Genomic DNA, 940 nt, shown 5'->3' with positions numbered 1-940 from the left:
CCGATCTTGTCGAGCGGCACGCCGTGGCGCAGCATCTCGGTCGCCGCGGTGTGCCGCAGAGCGTGGGCCCCTTTGACCGGCGGCACGATGTCGGCCCGCTTCATGATACGCTTCACCACCGACGAGATGCCGTCGCCTCGTCGGAATGGCCGGCACGGCGCGATCGTGCGCAGGAACAAGACATCGTTCCGGCGGGTAGACGGCCGGCATTCGAGGTAGGCGGCGATCGCATCCCCGACGTCTTGTGGTAGCGGCAGCCGGACCTCGTAGCGCGACTTGCCGCAGACCCGCAGCGATCCCGTTTGCCACTCGATATCGGTGAGACGCAGTTGCGCCACGTCACCGGCCCGCAGGCCGAGGCGCACCAACAAAAGAACGATCGCACGATCACGCCGGCGCGCGCCGGCGTCGCCGTCACAGGCAGCGATCAGCCGGTCGACCTGCTCGGTCGACAGATACCGGGGCATGTCGGCAAGCTGCCAATGAGCGTAGGCCGGAACGGCGCCGTCGAGACCTGCCTGACAACGGCCTGCGACTGCGAGATACCGCAGGAAAGCCCGCAGGCTCGTCGTCATCTTCTCGATCGTGTCACTCCCGCTATTGCTCGCGCGCTCCAGGAAGTAGCTGCGGACATCGTTCGGCCTCCAGCCGGCCGGGTCAGATCGAAGCTCCATCATCAGGCCCGCGGCGTCGCGGGCGTAGAGCCTGACGGTGGGATCGGATGCGCCGCGATGCTTGCGCAGCCACGTCTTGAAGTCGGCGACCAGCAGCTGCGGCTCGGCGGGTGCTGCCCCCACGGCCGCGGACCGGCAAAGGCCGAGCTCGACGAGGTGCCGACGAAAGAGCCTGGCACCGTAGATGGTGTGGTGGTTGCGCCGGCCGCCTTTGGCGCGTGGACACCGGCAAGTGCGCAGGTGCTCGCCGAACGCGGCGAGATCAA

Annotated in this window: 1 protein-coding gene; it reads right to left on the bottom strand. The window is 68.0% G+C overall.

All coding sequences use genetic code 11. The features are described from left to right. Positions 1 to 940, bottom strand: a 940-nt coding sequence (locus tag IVA82_RS31850) for a tyrosine-type recombinase/integrase (RefSeq protein ID WP_247493687.1), incomplete at both ends; no start/stop codon positions are given.

The sequence above is a fragment of the Bradyrhizobium sp. 142 genome, from assembly GCF_023074015.1.
Taxonomy (GTDB): Bacteria; Pseudomonadota; Alphaproteobacteria; order Rhizobiales; family Xanthobacteraceae; genus Bradyrhizobium.
Note: the sequence above shows the minus strand (reverse complement) of the source record. Positions and strands in the feature narration are given on the sequence as shown.